Annotated in this window: 4 protein-coding genes; all 4 read right to left on the reverse strand. The window is 70.2% G+C overall.

The features are described from left to right. On the reverse strand, nucleotides 1-635 hold a 635-nt coding region (locus tag QH283_RS25465), incomplete at its 3' end, for a cysteine hydrolase family protein (RefSeq protein WP_280505468.1). Beyond that, nucleotides 632-2,020: an allophanate hydrolase gene (locus QH283_RS25470; RefSeq protein WP_280505469.1), complete on the reverse strand. Its 1,389-nt coding sequence runs from the start codon at nucleotides 2,018-2,020 to the stop codon at nucleotides 632-634. The genes QH283_RS25470 and QH283_RS25465, both read right to left, overlap by 4 nt. Nucleotides 2,021-2,134: 114 nt before the next feature. Then, nucleotides 2,135-2,803, reverse strand: a complete 669-nt coding sequence (locus tag QH283_RS25475; protein ID WP_280505470.1) for a GntR family transcriptional regulator — start codon at nucleotides 2,801-2,803, stop codon at nucleotides 2,135-2,137. A gap of 70 nt (nucleotides 2,804-2,873) precedes the next feature. Then, nucleotides 2,874-5,166: MMPL family transporter (locus QH283_RS25480; protein ID WP_280505471.1), on the reverse strand; the 2,293-nt coding region annotated here is incomplete at its 5' end.

Here is a 5,166-nt window from a genome sequence, read left to right on the forward strand (position 1 = left end):
ACCCAGCCGAAGATCCCGCCCTGGGCGGCGATCATGTCGAGGCCGACGCGCTGGAACTCCGGGAAGTAGGAGCCGACGCAGTCGGAGACGACCAGGCATTCGTAGCCACGGTCGTTGGCCTCGCGCACCGTGGTGTGCACGCACACCTCGGTGGTCACGCCGGTGACGATCAGCGAGGCGATGGCGTCGCGCTCGAGGACCTCGGTCAGTTCGGTGGCGTAGAACGCGCCCTTGCCCGGCTTGTCGATGACCACCTCGCCGGGCAGCGGGGCGAGTTCGTCGACGATGTCGTGGCCGTACTCGCCGCGGATCAGAATGCGCCCGAACCGGCCGGGGTCGCCGATGCGCTGGGCGGGGTTGCCGCGCTTGTGCTTCGCGGGCGGGCAGTCGGACAGGTCGGGCAGGTGGCCCTCGCGGGTGTGGATGACCGGGATGCCCGCGGCCCGCGCCGCGGCCATCAGTCGCGACAGCGGGTCGATCACAGTGCGCAGCATCGCGACGTCGTTGCCGAGGCTCTCGCCGAATCCGCCGGGGAGCAGGAAGTCGCGTTGCATGTCGATCACCAGCAGGGCCGTGGTGCTCGGGTCGAAGACGTAGGGGGCCGGGGCGGCCGGAACGTGCTGTGGTGCGCTCATCGTCGTTCTTTCTGTGTGAGCCGGACATCCGAATGCGCCTCGAGGGCGCGTGGTTCGTCGAGCATCCGGGCGGCCGCGGCGAGCACGGTGTCGTCGGACAGGGCCGGGCCGAAGACCATGGCCGAGACCGGTCGGCCGTCGAGGGCGGTGCCCATGGGCACCGCGACCGCCGTGAGGTCGAGCAGATTGCCGAAGTGGGTGTAGTGGCCGAGCACGGTGTTGGTGCGGATGGGATCGGCCAGCACCTGTTCGACGGTGAAGGTGGTGCCGATGGTCGGCACGACCACGACGTCCATGTCCGACCACATCCGGCCCACCAGGGCGCGCAGTTGCTGCAACCGCTGCTGGGCGCGGAAGACGTCGACGGCGTCGAAGCGGTAGCCGCCGGTGAGGATCTCGCGGATCACCGGGAGAACGGAATCGGGTTCGGCCGCCAGGAAGTCACCGAACTCCACCAGGCGTTCGGCCACCCACGGCCCCTGGTAGAGCAGTTCCCCGGCGTCCAGGAAGGGCCGCAGAGTGGTTGCCGTGCAGTCGAATCCACGGCTGTCCAGGTGGGCGCGGATATTCAGGTGCGCGGCGCGGAAGGCCTCGTCACCGAAGAACTCCAGCTCCGATTCCGGCGGGAGACCAACGCGGATGCGGCCGCCGCGGCACCTGGGGCCACGCGGCCTGCTCCACGGATCGTCCGGGTCGGGGGCGGCGACGACGTCGAAGACGCGGTCGAGATCCTCGATCCGGGTGGCCATCAGGGTCATGCAGTCCAGTGATCTGCAGGCGGGGACCAGCCCCACCGTGCTGATCAGGCCCCGCGAGGGCTTGTAGCCGACGATGCCGTTGAGCGCGGCGGGCACGCGACCGGAGCCGGCGGTGTCGGTGGCGACGCAGAACGGGACCTGCCCCAGCGCGACCGCCAGCGCCGAACCGGAACTCGAGCCGCCGGAGATCAGGTCGCCGCCGAAGACGCTGCGCGGGATGGTGTGCGGGGTTCGGGTGCCGTTGAGGCCGGTCGCGAACTGGTCCAGATTGGTCTTGCCGACGAACAGCGCACCCGCGTCGAGCAGGCGCTGGACCGCGGGGGCGGTGGTGGTCGCGGTGTAGGCGTAGCCAGGGCAGGCGAGCGTGGTGGGGTAGCCCGCGACGTCGATGCTGTCCTTGACGCCGAACGGCACGCCGTAGAGGGGCAGGGTGCGCGCGCCGGGGCGTCGTTCGATCTCGGCGGCCGCGGCCAGGAGTTGTTCGCGGGGCACCGGGGTGATCCAGGTGCCGTCGTCGCCACGGGCCGCGATGGCGTCGGCGACGCGCGCCGCAGTGGAGGTCGGTGAGCCACTGCCACTTTCGTGCGAAGCGAGGATCTCCGACACGGATGGTCCGGGATTCAGCATTTGTCGATTGTCGACAGAATGTGTGAAGCCGGAAGTCCCCTCGTGTATCCGCTGTGTTAGCAGAATTCGACGGGCGTACCAGCTCGGCCGGAACGGCGCGAGCCCGGCCGGGGATCAGCAGATGTCGAGGTTCAGGTAGGTCAGCGCACCGTGACGGCGCAGTGCGGCGCACGCGATCTCGGGATCGTTGGTCTCCAGCGACTCGAGTAGCTCGGCGTGGCGGCGGATGCCGTTGCGGCGCGCGGCGAGCCGGGCCTCCTCACGCAGGTTGCGGGCCATGGGCAGCTGCAACTTGAGCAGAATCGGGGCATACGCCAGGTTCAGCTGGTGGTTGCCCGCCAGCGCGACGACCGCGAGATGGAAGCGCCGGTGGGCGTTGTCGCGTTCGAGCGGATCGTCCCTGGTGTCGGCGCGACGCATGTCGTCGAGCGCCGCGCGCACCGGGGCGAACGGGTCGCCCTCGGCGGGCAGCGGCAGCGCGCTCTCGATGGCGTGCCGTTCCAGCACCCGGCGCAGCTCGAACAATTGCAGGATGTCGGTGGCCGACCACACGACCACCCGGAACCCGCGGCGCGGCAGGTGCTCCACCAGCCCTTCCTGCGCCAGCAGGCGCAGCGCCTCCCGCACCGGCGCCCTGCTGACGCCGAGCCGGGCGCACAGCGTCTCCTCGACGATCCGCTCCCCCGGCTCCAGTGCCCCGCTCAGCACCTCGGACCGCACGTGCGTGGTCACCAGTTCGACCAGACTCGGCGGCAGGACGGTCACATTCGCCTGCGAGGTCATGAGTCGAGTGTACGAACTGCGGCCGATGTGACCGGCGGGCCGTGGCGGGGTGCGCACGGCCGTGCCTCGGTCAGCCGTTGGGGACGACGGCGCTCCCCGTGCCGAGGGGTGTGGTCGGCGTCTCGCCGTCGCTGTCGACGAGTCGCGGCTTGCGCGGGCGGCGAGGGGGCTTCGGGGCGGGACCGAACGGGGTTGCCGGGAATTGGACGGTCACCGGGTCGGTGACCGGGGTGGTGGCCACCAGGTCGACCGGGTCACGGTTGCGCGGATGCTCGTCGTCGAGGATCGGCTCGGCCAGGCCCGCCTTGCGTTGCAGGCGTTTCATCCACGGGGGAGCCCACCAGCAGTCGTCGCCGAGCAGCTTCATGGTGGCGGGGACGAGCAGCATGCGCAGCACCGTGGCGTCGATGATCAGCGCGGCGATCATGCCGTAGGCGATGTATTGCATCATCACCAGATCGGAGAAGGCGAACGCGCCGACCACCACGAGCAGGATGAGCGCGGCGGCGGTGATGATGCGGCCGGTGTGGGCGGTGCCGATGCGCACCGACTCGGTGGTGGAGGCGCCGCGGGCGCGAGCCTCCACCATGCGCGAGAGCAGGAACACCTCGTAATCGGTGGACAGGCCGTAGATGACGGCCATGATGACCACCAGGATGTTGGCCTGGATGGGCTGCGGGGTGAAGTTCAGCAGTCCCGAGCCGTGACCGTCGATGAAGATCCAGGTGAGGATGCCGAGGGTGGAGCCGAGACCGAGGGCGCTCATCAGGGCGGCCTTGATCGGCAGCACCAGCGAGCCGAAGGTCAGGAACATCAGCACGGTGGTGACCAGCACGACCAGCGCGATCATCAACGGCATGCGGGTGAGCAGGGTGTCGATGCTGTCGTGCTGGAGCGCGGGCACGCCGCCCACGAGCATTCGCACGCCCTCGGGTTCGGGTAGCGACCGCAGGTATTCGATGGTGGGGCCCGCGTCCTGCGAGTCGGTCAGCACCGCGCTGGTGCGGTAGACCTCCTCCCCGGAGGGCGCGCGACTCGGCACGCCGAAGGACTGGGCCAGGCCGGGCGCCCGGTTGGCCTCCTTGACGAGCCCGCCGATGGCGAAGGTGTCGCTGCCGGTGAACACCAGCTCGATCGGGTCGGCCTTGCGCAGCGGGAAGGTGCTGTCGAATTCGGCCTGCGCCAGGCGGGTCGGGTTGTCCGGCGGCAGGTACTTCTCGCTGAAGCCGCCGAAGGCCAGGTTGCCGATCGGGAAGATCAGCACGACGAGCAGGCCGAGCAGCGGGACCGCGATGGCGACCGGATGCCGCATGACCCAGCGGGTGCTGCGCCCCCAGAAGCCGGCCTCGACCTCCTCGGCGGTGCGGGTGCGGGCGAAACGCTTCAGGCCGGCGGCATCCACGCGCGGGCCGAGGACGGCGAGGATGGCGGGCAGGATGGTGATCGCGGTCAGCGCGGCCATGGTGACGGTCGCCATGGCGCCGTAGGCGATGGATTTCAGGAACCCCTGGGGAAACAGCAGCAGGCCACCGAGACTGGCCACGATCATGGTCGCGGACAACACGACGGTGCGGCCCGCGGTGGTGACCGTACGGCGCACCGCGGTCGCGGTGTCGTAGCCCTCGGCGAGTTCCTCCCGGAACCGGGAGACGATGAACAGGCCGTAGTCGATGGCCAGGCCGAGACCGATCATCGAGACCACCGGCGAGACGAACGAGTTCACCTCGGTGACAGTGGTGAGCGCGCGCACGATGCCGAACGCGCCGAACACCGTGAGCCCGCCGACGATCAGCGGCAGGCTCGCGGCGACCAGGCCGCCGAAGATGAAGAACAGCAGCACCCCGACGGCCGGGAAGGCCAGCAGCTCCATGCGTTCGATGTCGGAGGCGATGGTGTCGTTGAGCGCGCCCGCCACCGGTTGCAGCCCGGCCACCTGCACGTCGATGCCGTCGATGGCGAAGACGTCGGCCACCGCCCGGTAGTTGCGCAACATGTCGGTGTCGTTGTCACCGTGCAGGGCGATGGCCGCGAAGGCGCGGGTCCGGTCGGCGGTCGCCGCCGCGGAACTGCTGAAACCGCCGGTCTCGGTGGGCCAGTAGGCGGCGTTGACGCGTGCGATCTGCTCCGGGTGTTCGCGCGGCAGGGAGTTCAGGCTGTCCACCACCGCGGCGGAGAACTCCGGGTCGTCGACCGTCCTGCCCGGTGGGGCGGTGTACAGCACGATCACGTCGGCGTCGTGGTTGCGACCGAACGCGGCGTCGGCCCGCGCGCGCGCCGCCGCCGCCACCGATACCCGGTCGGACAAGCCCCCCCCACACAGATGGTCGGCGGGCCCCGATCCCGAGGCCGACCACCCCACCCGC

The sequence above is a fragment of the Nocardia farcinica genome (assembly GCF_029867845.1).
Taxonomy (GTDB): domain Bacteria; phylum Actinomycetota; class Actinomycetes; order Mycobacteriales; family Mycobacteriaceae; genus Nocardia; species Nocardia farcinica_A.

Bases quoted from the DNA above. Each gene is read 5' to 3' on its own strand.
- QH283_RS25470 (WP_280505469.1), bottom strand. From the start codon at position 2,020: ATGCTGAATCCCGGACCATCCGTGTCGGAGATCCTCGCTTCGCACGAA.
- QH283_RS25475 (WP_280505470.1), bottom strand. From the start codon at position 2,803: ATGACCTCGCAGGCGAATGTGACCGTCCTGCCGCCGAGTCTGGTCGAA.